The sequence below is a fragment of the Acinetobacter bouvetii genome, assembly GCF_902753875.1.
Lineage (GTDB): Bacteria > Pseudomonadota > Gammaproteobacteria > Pseudomonadales > Moraxellaceae > Acinetobacter > Acinetobacter bouvetii_A.
In genome coordinates, this window is the sequence record NZ_CADDTS010000031.1 from 15,140 (window position 1) to 33,867 (window position 18,728).

The 18,728-nt window shown below is 39.5% G+C and carries 18 protein-coding genes; 7 read left to right on the top strand and 11 right to left on the bottom strand.

Features of this window, described 5'->3' with window-relative positions; translation table 11 throughout:
- The first annotated feature begins 85 nt into the window (after positions 1–85).
- The 5 genes from FB6_RS08860 (at position 86) to FB6_RS08880 (ending at position 5,193) form a co-directional block, all read left to right on the top strand.
- Positions 86–1,264: a YagK/YfjJ domain-containing protein gene (locus tag FB6_RS08860; RefSeq protein ID WP_174559658.1), complete on the top strand. Its 1,179-nt coding sequence runs from the start codon at positions 86–88 to the stop codon at positions 1,262–1,264.
- 27 nt (positions 1,265–1,291) lie between these two features.
- On the top strand, positions 1,292–2,371 hold the full coding sequence (locus FB6_RS08865) for a hypothetical protein (RefSeq protein WP_174559659.1): 1,080 nt from the start codon (positions 1,292–1,294) through the stop codon (positions 2,369–2,371).
- 477 nt (positions 2,372–2,848) lie between these two features.
- Positions 2,849–3,166, top strand: a complete 318-nt coding sequence (locus tag FB6_RS08870; RefSeq protein ID WP_034679715.1) for a hypothetical protein — start codon at positions 2,849–2,851, stop codon at positions 3,164–3,166.
- Between the two features lie 134 nt (positions 3,167–3,300).
- The gene (locus FB6_RS08875) at positions 3,301–3,972 is read left to right on the top strand and encodes a hypothetical protein (protein WP_174559660.1); all 672 of its coding nucleotides are present in this window, start codon (positions 3,301–3,303) and stop codon (positions 3,970–3,972) included.
- Positions 3,973–3,990: 18 nt separating this feature from the next.
- Positions 3,991–5,193, top strand: a complete 1,203-nt coding sequence (locus FB6_RS08880) for a helix-turn-helix domain-containing protein (RefSeq protein WP_161416856.1) — start codon at positions 3,991–3,993, stop codon at positions 5,191–5,193.
- Between the two features lie 88 nt (positions 5,194–5,281).
- On the opposite strand, the gene FB6_RS08885 is transcribed toward FB6_RS08880, so the two are convergent.
- From FB6_RS08885 to FB6_RS08900, 4 genes are read right to left on the bottom strand one after another with little or no spacing between them, the layout of a single operon-like run.
- On the bottom strand, positions 5,282–8,410 hold the full coding sequence (locus FB6_RS08885; RefSeq protein ID WP_174559661.1) for an HsdR family type I site-specific deoxyribonuclease: 3,129 nt from the start codon (positions 8,408–8,410) through the stop codon (positions 5,282–5,284).
- A gap of 57 nt (positions 8,411–8,467) precedes the next feature.
- On the bottom strand, positions 8,468–9,028 hold the full coding sequence (locus FB6_RS08890) for a GTP pyrophosphokinase (protein WP_174559662.1): 561 nt from the start codon (positions 9,026–9,028) through the stop codon (positions 8,468–8,470).
- Complete coding sequence (locus FB6_RS08895; RefSeq protein WP_174559663.1) at positions 9,021–10,397, bottom strand: restriction endonuclease subunit S; 1,377 nt, start codon at positions 10,395–10,397, stop codon at positions 9,021–9,023. The genes FB6_RS08890 and FB6_RS08895 overlap by 8 nt, the downstream gene beginning before the upstream one ends.
- Entirely contained in the window at positions 10,394–11,953 is a 1,560-nt protein-coding gene (locus FB6_RS08900) for a type I restriction-modification system subunit M (protein WP_174559664.1), read from the bottom strand. Before FB6_RS08900 ends, FB6_RS08895 begins: the two co-directional genes overlap by 4 nt.
- Before the next feature lie 352 nt (positions 11,954–12,305).
- Between FB6_RS08900 and FB6_RS08905 the strand changes: the two genes are divergently transcribed.
- Positions 12,306–12,473 (top strand): YhfG family protein, encoded by a 168-nt coding sequence (locus FB6_RS08905; protein ID WP_068791317.1) that lies wholly within the window; start codon positions 12,306–12,308, stop codon positions 12,471–12,473.
- 12 nt (positions 12,474–12,485) lie between these two features.
- Positions 12,486–13,082: a putative adenosine monophosphate-protein transferase Fic gene (locus tag FB6_RS08910; protein ID WP_174559665.1), complete on the top strand. Its 597-nt coding sequence runs from the start codon at positions 12,486–12,488 to the stop codon at positions 13,080–13,082.
- Between the two features lie 98 nt (positions 13,083–13,180).
- On the opposite strand, the gene FB6_RS08915 is transcribed toward FB6_RS08910, so the two are convergent.
- The 7 genes from FB6_RS08915 to FB6_RS08945 all read right to left on the bottom strand — a co-directional run bounded on the left by FB6_RS08915 (position 13,181) and on the right by FB6_RS08945 (position 18,248).
- Positions 13,181–14,077 carry a recombination directionality factor gene (locus tag FB6_RS08915; RefSeq protein ID WP_174559666.1) on the bottom strand — a complete coding sequence of 299 codons (897 nt, stop codon included), beginning with the start codon at positions 14,075–14,077 and terminating at the stop codon, positions 13,181–13,183.
- A gap of 138 nt (positions 14,078–14,215) precedes the next feature.
- Positions 14,216–15,289: a YqaJ viral recombinase family protein gene (locus FB6_RS08920; protein ID WP_174559667.1), complete on the bottom strand. Its 1,074-nt coding sequence runs from the start codon at positions 15,287–15,289 to the stop codon at positions 14,216–14,218.
- Positions 15,290–15,434: 145 nt separating this feature from the next.
- Entirely contained in the window at positions 15,435–16,472 is a 1,038-nt protein-coding gene (locus FB6_RS08925) for a DUF932 domain-containing protein (protein WP_174559668.1), read from the bottom strand.
- Between the two features lie 111 nt (positions 16,473–16,583).
- On the bottom strand, positions 16,584–16,883 hold the full coding sequence (locus FB6_RS08930) for a hypothetical protein (RefSeq protein WP_079548918.1): 300 nt from the start codon (positions 16,881–16,883) through the stop codon (positions 16,584–16,586).
- Positions 16,884–16,996: 113 nt separating this feature from the next.
- Positions 16,997–17,377, bottom strand: coding sequence for a hypothetical protein (locus FB6_RS08935; RefSeq protein WP_002058070.1), 381 nt, complete (start codon positions 17,375–17,377; stop codon positions 16,997–16,999).
- Between the two features lie 11 nt (positions 17,378–17,388).
- Positions 17,389–17,970, bottom strand: coding sequence for a hypothetical protein (locus FB6_RS08940; protein ID WP_174559669.1), 582 nt, complete (start codon positions 17,968–17,970; stop codon positions 17,389–17,391).
- Between the two features lie 17 nt (positions 17,971–17,987).
- On the bottom strand, positions 17,988–18,248 hold the full coding sequence (locus FB6_RS08945; RefSeq protein ID WP_002126044.1) for a hypothetical protein: 261 nt from the start codon (positions 18,246–18,248) through the stop codon (positions 17,988–17,990).
- Between the last annotated feature and the right edge of the window lie 480 nt (positions 18,249–18,728).

Consider the following 18,728-nt stretch of genomic DNA (forward strand, 5'->3'; position numbering starts at 1 on the left):
AGACTGCCTTAGCACAGTGTCCAAGGGAGAGCTTTACTTAATCGTTGTGTTTTTAAGTCAATTCCATTTAATTCAAGGCTTAGACATGACTAAACCCAAATTATCCAATACAGCTGGACTGTTTACGATGCTCGATCATGAGCTCCTAGAGCAAGCGAAATTTGATCATCAACACACAGTACTGAATCATGGTGAAGAGCAGAGAGTTGCCATCCATCATCAAGACAATATTGTCACACCACTATTGCAGCAAATTGAGTTGGTGCAAGCTGTCATGGCATGTGAGTCCCCTATTGTTAAGATTGTACCTATAAAGCAGCACGGTTTAACTGATCGTTTTTTTCGTAAATTTGCAAAACCCATTGAACCTTTAATGAAAAGTTTCTTTGAACTGCTTCATGCATACACACCTCCAGAGATAGAGCCTGGTGTGGCCTGTCTTGCTTTTGATCATGCTCGATCTCAACTCACTCAAGATGAATTCGATGAACTGGCAACTCAGGGCGTTGGATCATCACATCATCTTGAAGTTATTCAGCCATTTGTTGATGCCTTACTACACCTTGTAGAATTGATTAAGTCGTATATGAATGATCCTAAAGTCAAAAAAAAAGTCCGTGACCAAAATAACCATTGTAAAAATATGAAAATGGTTTGCGTTGGATACATTCAACAATTGCTGGAAGTCTACTCTAGGTTATTGGTCGTTCGAATGGATTTATCCCTTATGCGAGATCAACAGACTTTACTGAAAAATGCTTATAGCCTGAAAGAAATTCGCTCCAAGCATGATTTGGCTTATATCAAAGCATGTACTCAAAAGCTGCTGAATAACAAACGGAATAATCCAGTCATGAAAATGCTTGTGGGTTATATCTTTCGCTTCGAATACACCGTCCGCTCTGGATTTCATGTGCACTGTTACTTTCTCTTCAATGGGGATAAGCAACTACAAGATATTACCCTCGCCCAAGGCATTGGCAAATTGTGGAACAAAGTTACACAGGGCCAAGGCACTAGCTATATCTGCAATATGAGAAAGGAATCTTATCGTCACTGTGCAATTGGCATGGTTCATTATGCAGATACTGAAAAACTGGGGTATCTGTATAAAACCTTTGATTACATCTGCAAAACTGAACAGCTGTTTGATTTTACCAATATGAAAGGCGCACGAGGCTTCCAACTCGGCGAAGTTCCAGAAAACACATCAAATGCTGGTCGTCCACGTAAATATGCTCAGCAACTCAATTTAAATTTTTAAATCATGCTTATGATATGGGAGACACTCATGCCAATCCATGCCCGTGATATTTTAACTGCCCAAGAACAATTTGATTCTCTGGAAATGCTGAATCATGTGACCAAAGCTGGAAATCGAGGCTTTACCAATTATCCACCGCATATACAGCCAGTTGCACTTTCAATGTATAACACCATGGCAAAAAAAATACGTTCAGCAAAGAACCTAAAAATTTTTACGCATCAACCCACTGGGATGCCAACTGGGTTTCCTGATTTATACCTAACCAAGTTAGGGCAATTGGTGATACCAGTTATACACGATTACACCTTTAATCCCTTTGTGAATGGACGCTTTAGGAATATGACGGTCAATCCATTGATTAAACTCATGGCTGAAACCTTGACTGCACACCAACTTTCCAGTGGTCAGTTTTTAAATCGTGAATACTATGAAAAAGCTGTAGATACCTGTTTTTCAGACTTTAAGGTTCGATGTGGTACGCGTAACAGCACCACCATATTTAACTCTTGGCGAGCCATGTATGTAAAATCTCAAGGTGATATCAATCGCTTTATCGATATAATGATTGATGAATCTCCAAGGTTCGAAGTTCACTCTATTGTTGTCCAATTGAAAACAGCTTCAGGGAAAATGCCTCAATTCGGCGATGAACAATTCAAAGGTCAAACGGAGAATGAAATGTTGGCTGATCTTGTAGAGCCAATCATAAAAGCGGTCTGGCTGAACAAAGATTCAAACGATGTGATTGGCATCCTGTCTAAAAATGAGATCGATATTATCGGTGATATAAGTAAAAGGCTGATTTTCTTTGTGAAAAAAGAATACACAGATATGGATAATTGGACTGATACAGAATTATTCCAAACTGTTCATCCATTTTTTGAAAATACGATTACTCACAGTATTTCTTATGGTGACGTGCCATCAATGAATGCTGGTGTAGCTCCAATGTTCCAAGGGCAGCATTTAAACTTTTACGATTTAAATCAGTCAGGCATTGCTCCAAGGTTAAATCGTTTAAAGGCACATCTTTACGGTACTGACTATTGGATGCGTGTAGATGGGGATAGGGCTACTGTGCGAATTGAACATCAATACGGTTGATATAAGCTAAATAAACCCAACGAGCTATATAGCTCGTTGGGTTTATGTTCACTAGCTATCCCATTAATATTATTTAATATAATTTATTACTAAGTTGTTTTAATGATGGATTGGACATAAAAATAAAAAAACATATTAAATATCAATCTAATAAATAAATCAGAAATTATTATGGTGCAAAATTGGTGTAATTGTAGAAAATTTAAATAGTGTTTTTATTTGTTGTTGATATGTCTTAAGTTATCCACATTCCAACAAGCTACTTAAGCTATATCAAATTACCCCTATATTGCCTGATTGTGGAAGAATAGCCAACCTAAAGCAACGCTCTCATCAAATGATATATCCCCTTAGCTAATGACCGCCTTTGAACTCAACATTGTTCATCTATGCTTTGCTTTTGAACGACAAACTATATTGCACAAAACCAAATAAATTTTTAGACTCAAGTACCCTCCCTATTTCAACAAAGAAAAAATGAAAGAAAAAATTTTAGCCTTTGTAAAAAAAATGAACGGTCATGTTTCATTTGTAGAGTTACAAAATCAGTTTCCTGAAATAAAGGGAAATGAACATTTCGGACAAGAAAGTTTTAACTTATTGTTCTGGCCGAATGTAACGATGGAATTTATTGAGTCAATCAATACCCTAATAAAAGAAAATAAACTGAAGTTTGCGCCTTGCGAACCATTACTCTATACAGGAGATGGCGTAATTTTTGACTTTCCTGTCGCAAAAGAGTTCAAGAAATATGCCACTCTACGTTGGTATCCAATGGTTTTTAGTGCTTTTTGAACCTATCTTAGGTCAGTTTAGGTACTGACCTTTGTACTTCATATAGAATAATTTTAAATAATAAAACATAAAATACATACATCATACGAAAAAAACATGATACATTTTGACAAAATCATTCGAGTCTTAAACTTATGGATATTAATGAGCTCCGTCCACACATTCAAAGCCGAATCGCTCATGAATTTGGTAATATTTTTTTAGACAACCTAGAGTTTTCTATAAAAAATAAACTATTAGAAAAAGATATTTTTATTCAAGAAATTTTTGACTCTCCAGAACTTGCGAAACAAGAAAGTCCAAAATATGAACCAGGTTTGATAATGGATGCTCTTAACTGTACAGCAATAGATGCTGGTCACAGAGCTTCGGTTGAAGATACAAAACCCAAAGGTCATCAATTTGTGCAGATGACAACCAACTCTTGTCATGTCGTTATATCTAGAAGAGATTCAAAAAATACTAGAAATGCTCATTTTTATATAGAACAAGCTCGGTCAAATATTGGTCTTGTAAAAGATCATCAAAGTGATCTTTTAATTAAAGCTCTTCTTAGTGAAGAAGCAGAGCTTGATGACTTACTATTTGTTTGTGTAACCACTTATTGGAATTCAGATTTTGAATTACTCGATCTAGATTTCATAATTCCACATCCAATTGAAAACAGACCTATTCTACATTTTAGTTTAGCAGAACTTAAAAAATCTGCCTTAGAACCAATGACTGAAGTCGCAGAAGAACCTATACTCGCGATCAAGAAGCGCCTTGAACAAGCTGATGATGATTCTCGCGCTTCAACTGAGTAAATATTGGAGGTACAGAGGATGTTGGGTATAGATAAGTTCGAGCCAGAAAGGTTGAAACTTGCCCGTCAAATGTACGATGACTTAAGTAAGACTGCTTTGGCTACAATGATTGATGTAGCACCATCTACTGTTACAAAGTGGGAAGATGGTACTCATAGCCCTCAGCCAGAGGTACTGAATAATCTAGCTGAGGCTTTAGGCATTCCTTTACATTGGTTTATTCGTAAAATTCCAAATTACGGTAACCCTTTATTTCTAAATCGTGCAAAAAAACGTGTGCTTAAAGCACCTTGTTTTAGATCTAATGCAATGCTAATGAATTTAGCAGAAGTACATGCTATCGCAGATGAATGGATCTCTTTTCCTAAAGTTGATTTGATTACAGCTCTATCTAGAGAAGAGGCTCTATCATTGGATGATGGAAAAATTCAGTTACTGGCGGAGCAATTACGTACTCATTGGGGATTAGGCTCTTCCCCTATCCCAAATTTAATGAAACGTATGGAACGTGCTGGTCTTGTAGTTGCTAGATTTGAGATTGGTTATGAAGAGATGGATGGTACATCCGCTTGGATTAATGATAAGCCTTATATTTTTATTGCTGCCGATAAACATAACTACTTTAGGAGTAGGTTTGATTTAGCACATGAGTTAGGCCATATCGTAATGCATAGATATCTCACTGAGGAAGATAAGAAAAATTGGTTCGATAAGCTTGAAAAACAAGCTCACTATTTCGCCAATTGTTTTTTATTTCCAACGAAAGCCTTCATTGCGGAAACGAGAAGTCGTATTTCATTAGAATCCCTGATGTTACTTAAAAAGCGTTGGGGGATTTCTTTAGCTGCAATGATATATAAAGCTAAGGATTTAAATATTATTTCTGAAGATCAGTATTCTAAGCTTTGGAGAAGTTACCGTTATCGTGGTTATACAAAGTCAGAACCTTACGATACTGAAACTACTCCTGAAGAGCCTAATCTACTTAAAAATACGATCAAGATGTTGCTTGAACAAGGAGGATTCGATAAAGCTAATATTATTGATAAATTCGGCCTAAAAAAACATTTAGAACTGTTAGCGGGATTACCCAAAGGCTTTCTAGATGATGATTTTGGTCAAATAATTAATATGAAGCCCACAACCATCAAATCGAATCAACTTGAAAGTTTAACGCAATCAAGCAAATCTGCGGAGATCATTAAATTCTCACGAAACTAAAAATACCCCCCTGTTAAATCAGGGGGGTATTTTATCCATAAAAGGTAGCGAGAATTTTTATATATTTCCCATATAAACAACTGATAAATTAGAAATTTGAAGTTCTTGATATATCATGGTAAATACTCCCTCCAACCCCTTTAAACTTTTCAACCAGCGCTGCTATTTTTTGAAAAATGCTCTGCTTTTTGGTTAAGTATTGTGGGTTTAATGGACTCATTTTAGGCAGAATAGCATTGAGCTCAGTGCCATTATCACTGGCAAATTCCCGTTTCAGCGAGGTCGCAATATAACGTCTCGCTGCATCTTCATTCAACTTCTCATCATCGATCAACTCTTTTACTTCACGCTGTTGCTCTACTTGAGCAAAAGTAAAAAAAGCATCTATCACACTGGCCTTATCACCAATCTGATCTAAATCAGTTTGATTAATAAAATCGACCAACAAACTTTCTTTGGCACGATTGCCAATGCTGGCACGAATCACGCGACGTACATCTTCAACTAGTGAGGCTTTATCCTTCACTTTTTTATTGTTCTCAAAAATTAGCTCTAGAATGTAATCTAAATTGATTTCTTGTGATTTGAGCAAGTCCACTTCAAAAACCACATCATTCCAATCAATGCTTGATTTTTCTTTATGTTCTGCCGACTTCTCCCGACGTATCCAGTCACGGATATCGTTATAAGTAGATCGGTAATCTTGAATTTTCCGCTCAGCAGGCATTTGAATGCTTTGTAGCGCAGTCAGGCTCTCATCACTTAAGTAATACTTATTCTTGAATGCTTCCACTGCCTCAGAGTCATTCATATCCACGGTTTGTAGTTCTTTTAAACTGGCATATTCATCATAGTTTTGCAGCACATTTTCGACACGCAAATATTCACCAAAGAGTTTCGCAAAAGCTTTCTTGTCTGATTCTTTGAAAATTGCATCGGGATTTGGAAAGCGCTGCTCTAATTCTGTTACCACATCTACAAAGCCCCGACGTGCTTCACCTGTAACAACATCTGTAAAGCCTTGCATGTATTCCGTGTAACTTTTTTCGAGCACCACGTTTTTAGTATTTGTATCACCAAACAAGGTAATCGCATCAATGGTTGCTTGCTCTAAATCACGGAAGGTAACGATATTGCCAAAGGTTTTAGTCGCATTATAAATACGGTTGGTACGTGAATAAGCCTGCATCAAACCGTGATAACGTAAGTTTTTATCAACAAACAATGTATTCAATGTTGGCGCATCAAAACCAGTTAAAAACATACCGACCACAATGAGCAAGTCTATTTCTTTAGCTTTGACTTGTTTGGCTAGGTCACGATAATAATTTTGAAAGCCCTTACTATCCACACTAAAGTTAGTTTTAAACAAACTGTTATAGTCAACAATTGCCGCATTTAAAAACTCTTTTGCGCTGCTGTTCATGGCTGAGACATCAAAACTTTCATCTTGAATATCACCTACAGCATCTTGTTCTTCATTGGCTGCAAAGGAAAATATCGTGGCAATTTTTAACGGTTTATCATTATTTTTCTGTAAGTCATTCAACGATTCATAATACAGCTTTGCTGCCTCTACACTGCTAACGGCAAACATCGCATTAAAACCTTTACTGCTTGCTTGCAGGCGGTGAGTTTTCTGGCGGAAATTATTCAGGATGTACTGGCTAATCTGACGAATACGATCAGGATGCAATAAGGCTTGTTTGTTTTCCGCTGCTGTGAGCTTTTTCTCATCCTGTTCAGTTTCAATCGTTTTAAATTGTGGACGTACATCGTTGTAATCCACTTTAAACTTCAGCACTTTTTCATCACGGATTGCATCAGTGATAACATAAGCATGTAGTTCACGACCAAACACGCTCGCCGTGGTTTCAGCACTCAGCGCATTTTGCGGAAAAATGGGCGTGCCTGTAAAACCAAACTGATAGTACTTTTTAAACTTCTTTTTCAGATTCTTCTGCGCTTCACCAAACTGGCTACGGTGACATTCATCAAAAATAAATACCACTTGCTTATTATAAATTGGCAAGTCAGCTTCACTTTTCATCAGATTGTTTAGCTTTTGGATAGTAGTGACAATAATTTTATTATCATCTTTATCCAGATTTGCTTTTAAACCTGCGGTACTGTCCGAACCATTGACGCTATCAGGCGAAAAACGTTGGTATTCTTTCATGGTCTGATAATCGAGATCTTTACGATCCACCACAAAAAAAACCTTCTCAATAAAATCTAGCTCAGTTGCCAAACGTGCGGCTTTGAAGCTTGTTAAAGTTTTACCTGAGCCTGTGGTATGCCAAATAAAACCGCCACTTTCCGTTTTGCTCCAGCTTTTCGCCTGATACGAACTTTTGAGTTTCCACAAAATGCGTTCAGTCGCAGCAATTTGGTAAGGGCGCATCACCAATAAAGTATCACTGACATCAAACACTGAGTAATGCAACAGCACATTCAGTAAAGTATTTTTTTGAAAGAAAGTCGCAGTAAAATCTTTTAAATCTTTAATCAAACTGTTATCTGCTTTCGCCCAGTTCATGGTGAAATCAAATGTGTTTTTATTACGTGCTGTAGTATTGGCAAAATAACGGCTATCCGTGCCATTGGAAATCACAAACAACTGTAGGTACTTATACAAGGAGTTTTCACTATTAAAGCTTTCCTTACTATAACGGTGTACCTGATTAAAGGCTTCACGAATGGCAATGCCCCGTTTTTTGAGTTCGATCTGTACCAATGGTAAGCCATTGACCAAAATGGTGACATCGTAACGGTTTGCATGACTGCCTTTTTGTTCAAACTGTTTAATCACCTGCACTTTATTACGAGCTATGTTCTTTTTATCTAGCAGATAGATGTTTTGAATACGTCCATCGTCAAAGACAAAATCATGAATATAATCATCATGAATTTTGCGGGTTTTATCTATAATACTGTCGCTTGGTCTATCCAAATAAGTTTCAACAAAACGCAACCATTCGCCATCTAAAAACTGTACGCCATTCAATACTTGCAGTTGCTCACGTACATTGACTAGCATTGCTTGAGCATTGTTTAAAGCAGGTAGATATTCATAACCTTGATTAACCAAGTCTTGAATCAGCTCTCGCTCTAAATCCCCTTCGCTTTGGTAGCTGTCCACCGCTTGCCATTCTTTGCAATATTTGTCTAAGACAATAAAATTATTGGTTTCAGCAATCGGTTTATAGTTGGTCATGGTTTTGATTCCACAAATTTTTTATCAAGTAAAATAGTTCAAAGTAATTGTTAGTTTTTAGATAAAGTTGCGTTTAAATTTTTCATGATTTTCAATATTGCTTTGAATATCATCGTGATTCCAGATTTGCAATTCCCAAGGAAAATAAAAATTACTTCTGTTTTTAAAGTAAATATGTAAACCTCGATAGCCTTCTTTGTCCTGCAAATACCAGTTTTTAAGGTTTAGTTCATCTTGCCAGTCATCTAGCAAATCCATCACGCTGTTGATTTCTTCAGTCGTCAAAATAATACGTGCACCAAAAATATCATTCAGCCAATTGTTTACAGGGTATTGGTCTTCACGAGCAGAATAGCGCTGGATTTTGTCATCAATACTTTCACGGGTTTTGACACGATAAAAATATTTGATGTCTATATCCGCGGTCATCAGATAATCATTGATGCTCTCATGCAAAGTTAAGCGATATTTATAAATATGCGAAACAGGCACATGTCGAATGGTTTTAGACAAGTTAATTTTCTCAATTTTTCCTTGTTCAAAATAATCCTTGGAAAAATGATGATGCAAGCGATTAATTTCACCGATGAGTTGTTTAACTTGACTAATTTTATCCATGTTTTACTCCGCAGATGTCAATGCACTTAGGCTGATGATTGAGGAAACTTAACAGTAAATCACGATAATACTCGTACTGCTTTTGACGCAGTTCAATTTCACGCGGTAAACCTTCGGTAAGAGAGTTAGCCAAAGCATCAAAATTATCAAGAATAGATACTATACGCTGTTGCTCGGCTAAAGATTTATTAGCATCGTCAGGATGTGGAATGGGTAATTTAACTTGTTTAAGGGCATTGGCATTAAATTGTGGCTGCCCTCCGCCTGAAACTAATTTATTAGCTTGATCCCAAAATAAGTCACTTTGTGCAAAATGCCAATAATATTTTGGATTAACGATTTTCTCATCAAAGCTTAATTTAATTAAAAATCCTGCATAAATTGCAGGATACTCCTCCTCAAAAATCATTGTTTTGCCGAAAGTTGCACCTGTTCTAGCCATGAGTAAATCATTTTTCTTTAGAAAATATTTTTCATTTTCGTCAGAAATATTCACATACTTTGGTTCTTCTTGTATCAGTTTACCATTTGCATTTATGTCTGTAATTCTCACGAAGCGGGCATCTCCAGAATCTTGAGCTTTCGCTGCATAGCCGTAGGTAAATTCACCAATATTTCCCAAAGTCTTCCATTCAACCTCTATCCGCCGTCCGATCTCGTCCGATCTCGTCCGATCTCGTCCGATCTCGTCCGATCTCGTCCGATCTCGTCCGATCTCGTCCGAAGACGATTGTGCTTCGCCCATATCAAATGTCAACAACTTATCTCTAAAATATTGATATTGTTGATTTCTTAGTTTAAGCTCCGCAGTCAGCTCCGCAGTCAGCTCCGCAGTCATAGCGGTAAATGCATCTAAAATTCGGACGATTTCGGTTTGAACTGATAAAGCAGGAATCGGAATTCGAAATTCTTTCACCTTGGTATCTGAAATTGCTGGATACGCTGAACCACTTTGGTTTTCTTCAACATAATTTTTAAAATTTTTAGAGGCAATATTATAGTAAATCCACTTTGGTAAAACTTCATCAATTTTTGCCCTCAAAACACAATAGCCAGTACTAGCTATTTGTCCAGAAAACTCAGCACCAATCAAGGTTAGGCGCTGTTGAGCTGGACGAGTCGTTGCAAAAATAACATCATTTTCTTCTACAAGTTTTTGTGCTCGGCTTGGTGCATTTTTTGCGGATATCTCGATAGTTTCAGTGATAGTAAGGGTTTCTCGATCCACTGATGTCAAATCAATATAGCGATAGGTATCATCTGTATCACGCCATCTAATATTATTTGTAGGTAAAGTGACTTTTCTCAAGGCTTTCCATTCAACTGTCTTTCCATCCAGCAACTTTTCTAAAAATTTTACGTTGCTCATGCCATGTCCTCACCTTCAATCTCCGCCACTATCGCATCAATCTCTTTACGAAGTTGGTCAATTTTAGCCACCGTCGTTTTTAGCTCAGCATTCAGTTGGACAATATCCACCTTTTCACGGGTGTCTTTAGCTTCAACATAACTACTGACAGACAAATTGTATTCATTTGCTTGAATCGCCTCAAAAGCCACAGACTTAGCAAAATGATCTACATTAGTTTTGCTGTCAAACACCTGCATGATTTTTTCAATATGCACTTCAGTCAGAACATTGGTATTCGTTTCTTTTTTAAAATAATCTTCACCACTAGCATCAATAAATTGAATGGCTGTATCAGTTTTATGTTTAGAAAGCACCAGAATATTTACAGCAATTGTCGTCCCATAAAACAAGTTTGGTGCAAGTGAAATCACTGTCTCAACATAGTTATTATCAACTAGATATTGGCGAATTTTCTGCTCAGCTCCACCACGATAAAAAATCCCTGGGAAGCAGACAATCGCAGCCCGTCCTTTACTTGAAAGATAACTCAGAGCATGTAACACAAATGCAAAGTCAGCTTTAGATTTCGGTGCAAGCACACCTGCGGGAGCAAAGCGTTCGTCATTAATTAAAGTGGGGTCATCCGAACCAATCCATTTCACCGAATACGGTGGATTAGACACAATCGCATCAAATGGCTTGTCATCGCCAAAGTGTGGTTCTCTTAAGGTGTCACCTAACTGGATATTAAACTTGTCGTAGTTAATGTTATGCAAAAACATATTCATACGTGCAAGGTTGTAGGTAGTATGATTCAGCTCTTGTCCAAAAAAACCGTCTTCGATAATGTGAGCGTCAAAGTGTTTTTTGGCTTGTAAAAGCAAAGAACCTGAACCGCAAGCAGGGTCATAAATTTTATTGACCGTTGTTTGTTTATGCATGGCTAACTGAGCAATTAATTTAGATACATGCTGTGGCGTAAAGAACTCACCACCTGATTTACCTGCATTGGCAGCATAGTTAGAAATTAGAAACTCATACGCATCACCAAACAGGTCAATATGACTGGTATTAAAGTCACCAAAATCCAGCCCAGCTACGCCCTTGAGCACAGCAGCCAAACAGATATTTTTATCTTTAACGGTATTGCCCAAACGGTTGCTGGTGGTGTCAAAGTCAGCAAATAACCCTTTTATATCCTGCTCCGACGGATAGCCATTGGCTGAACTTTCAATACTAGCGAAAATAGCAGCTAAATCGGTATTCAGACTTTCGTTCGTATTAGCACCTTTGGCAATATTGCTAAATAATTGGCTTGGGTAGATGAAATACCCCTTAGTTTTAATCGCATCATCTTTGATCTCTGCCGTAATGACTTGATCAGAAAGTTCAGCATATTGAATGCTGTCGTCACCGCCTTCTATATAACTGGAAAAGTTTTCACTAATAAAGCGATAAAACAGCGTACCCAATACATATTGTTTAAAGTCCCAACCGTCCACTGCGCCACGGACATCGTTGGCAATCTGCCAAATTTGGCGTTGCAGTGCTGCGCGCTGTTGGGTACTGGTCATGGAAACATCCTAAAAAATCGTTGTTAAGAAAGTCTAGCTCGTGGGTTTTAAAACTTTACAGCTCAGCTTAATCCCCTAATGCACCTTCCTAAATAAAACAACTTAAAAGAGTATGAGAGATTGTTCATATGTTAAAAAGCTGTAGATTCGAGCTGCATATGCGCTATTCAATCTCTTTCGTGTTGCGCATAAACAATGCAATAAAGTCTAAAATCGATAAGCAGAAGGAGTTTAGCAAAAAATCAAGTTTTTTAGCGAACTTCGGTGTTAAAAAGACATGATTTGTCGCACTGATGTATGGCTGGATTCTCTGCTATACTTATTTTAATTGTTAAATTGATGGAGTCTCAAAATGCTTAAGACCACCGAACAGAAAAAAAAATATATTCAAGAGACGCGTTTGCAAAACTACCAAGCCAGCCTCAAGCTTGAAGGGATTACCACATCAGGTAATCTAACCCAACTAAGCAAAGCGCAAATTTTGCAAAAATATAAAAAGTATTCACAACCAGAAAGCTAACTGAGTACGGCTATGGATAAGTATGGGGAACTAGAGGATAGCCTATATTGCTATTCAGGGACAAATATTCTAAAAAACAAGCTGAATATCCGTGATGAGCAGGTTTTAGAACAAGCGGAACTTGAACTATCAGGCTTATCGAGTAGCTTAATTGAATATGCGGAACCGCCTTACGATTTGCAATACTTACAATCTATCCATGCACAGCTTTTTGGTGACTTGTATGAATGGGCTGGACAACTTCGGAAAATTGATATCTCTAAAGGTGATACTCGCTTTTGTACATTTTCCCGTATTGAAATTGAAATAAATAAATTACTTAATCCACTTCAGCAACAGAATTATTTTCAAAGCCTAGAACTAGAAGAATTTATACCTAAACTTGCTGATTTGTATTGCGAACTCAATGTCATCCATCCGTTTCGTGAGGGTAATGGACGTACCCAACGTATCTTCTTTGAACACCTAATTGCCTACTGTGGCTATGGCATTGATTGGTCGAAAATCAACTCTAAAGAACAATGGGTACAAGCAAATATTGAAGGCTTTTATGGTAATTTGCAGCTATTAATTCAAATATTTGAATCATGTCTTACCCTACCAGACTAAAAAATAAGGGAGCCAAAGCTCCCTTCAATTAGTGACTAGCCAACTTGTTCAGAATCCATTAATTGACTTACCAAGCTGACTAGATAATTCAACTGTGCTCAATTCACAGCTCTAACACTCTTCTGCAACCCCTGCTGAATCTCCTGCACATAGCCCAATTGCGCTGAATGCTCTGTATCTACAGCACTGTCATTGTTTGGATAAAACTCCTCTAGCAATTCCATCCCCTCCTCTGCATGCACCTCAAATATGGCATTGGCAAAACCCTGCCGCGCAATCTGATCTAATGCAGCCTGATCAAACCCTGCCTGCTTACCTTGTTGGTCAATCTCCTTGGCTGTCTGTATCGCGGATTGCAAATCCACACCTTCCCGTAACGTTAAATCCACGTAATACACAGGCTGACGATAGCTTTGGGTGGTGCTTTTCCCACGCAAGGTGAGCTGCAATGGTAAACACGACAACAAACCACCTGAAGCTGCATGGTAGTAATTCAAACGTGCAGCCAAAGTGCGAATACTGTTAAAGCCTGTGGTTCTAAAAATAAAAGTCCCAAACTCATCGGCTTCGCCTAAATTGACATGTAGGCGTCCATAAGGCTTACAGTGCCCGCCTTGTCCAAGTGGGCATAAGTCTGGGGATGGACAAGGATGTTGCTCTACACCTTGTGATGTAATGCGTTGGCAGGTCTGACCATTCCCCACACAAATCGGGCGACCTGTCTGTCGGTCAAATAAACTATATTCAGCTCGAAGATTGAGTTCAGGATCATTGAAGATCATACGCACAGGAATGCTACGCAGTTTTTGATTCGGTGCCTGACTACGCAATTGCTCATCCAAGGGGTGTTTAATCCAACTGTCCTTACCCTGTATTTGACTGGTAATGGTGAACTGATCGTCTTTCTCTGGCAGACGCTTGCCATTCTTTTCTATTACACGGCCAATACTGATCCGTCCCAAGATGGGTGGTGTGATTGCTAAGCCTTTAATCATGTTGAAATTCCTCTGTCGTTGAGATGTTTAGGTGTGTTGCCCTGTGTCCTTAAAATAAAATCGGCATAAAAAATCCCATGCAGGGCTGCACGGGATTTAAGGTTTCTTCTTGCTGAGTGTTTGGCTCTAGGCTTTAAGCTAATCTTGATAAATGTTGAAACGACGACTGCCTGCTTTCTGCAATGGGTATTGTTGGATGATTTCAGGTTGGTGCTGAAGTAAGGACTTGGTATCTAGGCTAATACTGTCCTTGCTCTTCTTCCATGTCACTGAACCTTGCTGAAATACGGCACGTTCATGTTCCTGCATCAGTGCCTGAACACGGTGTTTGAGTAGATCAAACTGGCTTTGGTGTTGTTCAATCTGCTGTTTTTCCTCTATCAACTGATCAAACAGTTCATTGGCAAGTTCGACCTCCGTTAGATCAACACAGCTCAGTGGGGTATGTTCAGGATAGAGCTGTTGTAAAGCTTTGGCTGCCGATTCACTGGCATCCACTGCTGGTGGAACGTCATTTTCAACACATTCCCAAAATAATCGTTCTGCCTGAATGATCTGTTCAATCAAAGCTTCATTACGACTGACTTTGTAGATTTTGGTTTCCTGTCCACACAGCAACACACAAATATGTGCCGCTTGCTTGCCTGTCACCGCCAGTTGATGTTGTACCTGACACAACACGTATAACGGCACACCATCTCGCCACAGTTTGGCACCATATTCCCCCGCGGTTTTGCATTCTAGGATTTGCACGTCTTCATTGCCCACCACGGCATAATCCAAGTTTGCCAACATAAAGGCTTTATCAGGATCAGGATGCTGTAACACCGCATTGACTCGTCTCACTTTATTATTGGTGTGCATGCTGTAGTATTCTGCCACCAAGGGTTCTAACTGCTTGCCCCAATATAAAGGTGCATGTCCTGAGCTTTCATCATCAATGTTTTGCTGTACCCGTCCTGTTTTGATCATCCACAGTTCCAGCATCGACATATAAGGATTCAAGCCACAGGCGGCTGCGGCATCACTGCTACCAATCCCCTGTTTACGCACTTCAAGCCATGCCTGATAGTCCAATTGTTTGGTGTTGATCAGACGTTTGGCATTTAAGCTGCGTTTTGAACCTGATTGACTTTGTTTAAGCTTGTCATTGGCTACAGTTGGTAAATACTGAGATTGAGACGTTACTGTTGGGTTTATAATCTGATTCATGGGTTTATCCTTCTATCATTGATTTTAAAACAGCATAAAAAAAAGCCACATCCGAAGATGTGGCAAAGAGGGATCGTTGATTAGGAGGACACTTGATCGTACGGATCACATGCCCTGATGGTAAAGTTTCAAGATTAAATTCAGCTTAAGCCGCTAAGCGTAAAGCTTGTTCTAATCCACGTTGTTTCAATGCTGCCCCTGCACCAAACCAAGCAGAGTCAAGGCGGTGATCGGTACTCATCGCGCGACGTTCATGATCCACAAATTCTGTGATCGCACAAAGTAATCCATAGGCGGTGTCTTTGGCTGAAGATAAATCTGCCCCACGTCCCTGCCCATTAAACATATTCATGACTTTGGTCATGGCACGTCCATTCGGTTCAGTTTTATTGGGTTGTGGATTGGCTTGAGACGCGACATTACGGTAGTACTGAATAATGTTATCCTCCTGTTCCATCGCACTTAGGCTATTATTATTAAATACCGCATCAAAATAAGCTGCTGCTTCTTTCTGGGTGACTTTACGTTGGGTGAGTTGTTTCATTTCATAAATGTGGTCGTACCATGTTTTCACTGAAATACCAAGTTGATCTTTGACTTTGTCGGCATCGAATTTGGTACTGTGCGGTACTTTGACCACGCCTGTACTTGAGCTCTGTCCTTTTAAAGCAATCGCTAAAGTGTTGTTACACACCACACGGATGTTGGTGAATTGTGCGGTGGTGGCTAAAGTGCCATCACATGCGGTTGCTAGCAGAATATAGCCATTGCTGACATCTCCACCTTTCAATTCTGCAGTTTGTCCTGTACGTGCCAAAGCCCAGAACTTTTTCCCACCTTTTAGGACACCTGCGGTTTCCAGTTCAAAGCCTGATTGCTCAGTCAGATCACGGTAGAACTCCAGAATTTCCATCGGTTGGACTTCTTGATAACGCTGACTCACCACCGATAAAGGAGCATGGGTATCTGAACGGTACAGTACCCGTTGTTCTTCATACGGCATAATGATGCTTTGTCCACGATCATTTTTAGCCATGTAGCTGACATTGGATGATTCAATACGCCAATCCATACCTGCTTGCTTGGCCCAGACTTCAATCGGTTGGTTTGGGCTAAGTTGATTGCCTAGACCATGCCACGGGGTTTGTCCGACATACGCCATTTGTTCAATTTGATGTGCCATTTTGATTATTCCTTAAATAAAAGTGAAAGATGTAAAGATGCAGAAATGTGCTGTAAGGGTTTAAACAATCCATCTATTCAAAGATGTAACCGTGTAAAGTCAGAGATGCGATTACGGCACCCATGCAAACGTTTGTTGGCAATCCAAACAGAGATACTGCTCGGCATTGCTGTAATATTTTTCATAGCAGTACTGACTGACAATAACCAATACACCACCCACCACAACACCGATGGCTGCGCCTGTAAAAGGCGGGAATCCTGCCTTTTTGGCAAGCTGCATGCCGAACAGCGCCATCTGTGTCGGTGAAATACAGCGTTGCAGTTGTTCGAAATAGTTGGCGTTTGCATGACTTGAATCAGTCTGTCTGACATGGGTGGACTGACAATAGGGGCATTGAATTAAGGACATTGAATATTCCTTGTTAAATGAATTGGGTACGAAAAGCTGAATTGAGGGCATAAAAAAACCGTGCCCATTGAGGACACGGTTTGATTTAAATTTTACTTTGGCGAGGAGAGTCGCTATTGAAAGCTATAGCTTGCAGTGCCTTTATCTGTTTCGACATCAACCTGCACCACATTACTGTAGCTACAGTCTGTTAATTTCAGTCTTAAACGTTGCCCCATCTTAAAATGCTGCGGATATTCCAATGATCGACGATAGCCTTCATAACGGCATTGTCCATGATTGACAGAAACATGGCTGACATCGATAGGCTCTGCAATATTGGAACGGATGGTCAATACCGTAGCGGACTGATTTTGGGCATACCAGTTACTGGTATCAATTACATCGAGTTCGACCGTAAACGTGTTTGGATCAAGACCTGCATTACAGCCACTCAACATGATGCCTGTCGTTGTAGTCACTGCGAAGAGTAAGGGTTTTAAAAGTTGCTTCATCAAGTTCATCCTTAGCAGTAGTTATAGCTCACGCCATAATCGCCTGTATTTAAATCAATGCTGGCCAAATAGATTTCACAGTCTGTGCCGTTATCAAATTTATAAACGTAGTAGCGATTACCCGCTTGCTCCGACTCCAGTGCGCCATGTTCTTGCAAGCTAAAGTCTTGCACTGATTTGCCTGTATCTTTTGCGGCTTTGGCAAAGATATAGCGCTGATACTTGTCTATATTGTCCTGCTCAAATTCAGGCAGTTCATCATAAGGCAGCATCGACAGTAAGGTATCCACCGCCTTAAGGTTTTGATCAAACTCAAAACTCAGCAATTCAGGTTCATGATCTGATGGACTCAGACGCTTGCTTCCCGTGGTCAATTCTTTGACATCGATCCCATCCACTTCTGCCGCTGCAATCACAGTGGATACTGCTTCTGAACTGGCGCATTCTAAAGGTTGTGCAGAGCTGACCTCAGAAGTACTGGCTGGAACCGTTTTTTCAGTTGTGTGTTTAGGGCTAAAGAAGTAGAAGCCTGCGATGCTGATCAAGGTCAGGGCTAAGATTGCCGCCAAGCCCAATATGGTTTTTTGGGTCATTTGAATGTTCCCATCATTTAGTTGGGCACAGTGACTTGACCATTCTGCGCATTAAAGTGAACAAAACGTGGACAACCACCTTGAAAGTTCACCGTGAAATTACGCCAACCACGGTTGCCAGGATTGGTTTTATAAAGACATTGATAAACCCCACCGCCTGTATGACGTGCTTGAACAAGGTAGGATTCACTGGCTTGTGCAAACCAGCCTGCCTGCGCCAATGATGCGCCTGCAAGTAGTGATGAAATAAGGGCAGTTTTTAGGAAAGTTTTAAACATCATCATTTTCTCTTTTTTATAGGCATCACTGGTCTTGGGCTTAATCAGACGCAGTGTTCCCCATGTCATAAATGTTGGAATGAATATCTATGTTTTTTTGAAGTGTTATAGACGATAAAGCACACAAATCTACGCCCCTCAAAACAGCATGAGAGATTCATCTTCATATCGGTAATATGTACTTGAAAAAGTTTTATTCTTAGAAAGTGATCGACACAGCAATGCATGAAATACACAGCATCAGGTCACATTACCCCTGTGGTGTAGATCGAGCACACACATTAAAAAAGAGAAATATAAAAGACGGTCTTGATGTAAGCGCATGGCGTACTCCTTGTGTGAAAGAGTTCTACCAGAATCACTGTCAATTGATGGTGGCAGAACGAGAAAGGGTTGACAGACTGACACACAAGAATCAGCACGCACAAGGCGTCCCTCCCTCGCCCTACCGCAACGAAGGGGGACGAACGAGTTCGCCAC